The organism is Enterobacter sp. UNJFSC 003 (assembly GCF_036903355.1).
GTDB lineage: Bacteria > Pseudomonadota > Gammaproteobacteria > Enterobacterales > Enterobacteriaceae > Enterobacter.
Genome location: NZ_JBAKHK010000162.1, coordinates 1 through 272 on the forward strand (window position 1 = coordinate 1; position 272 = coordinate 272).

Below are 272 nucleotides of genomic sequence, written 5' to 3' on the forward strand. Positions count from 1 at the left end.
GTGTTGGTCCCTTTCGGATAGTAATAAAGACGCATCTCAGCACTGTTAATGACGATGCCTTCATGAACGGTATCCGGCAGGATCAGCTGCTGCGGAATGTTCAGTACAGTACCGCCTTTCGGCAGGAAGGTATCCACACCCGGGTTCGCTTCCATCATATTGGAAAGCCCCCTCTGGTACTCGGCGGCACAATACTCCAGCGGCTGAGTGTTACCTTCCGGAATGGTGATCACCTGATTCTGACCAACCAGGCGACTCCCGTCGGTTGGCAG

The 272-nt window shown here is 54.0% G+C and carries 1 pseudogene; it reads right to left on the bottom strand.

What is annotated here, in order from left to right:
* Positions 1–272, bottom strand: a pseudogene (locus tag V5P19_RS23605) (L,D-transpeptidase); the annotation flags it as partial.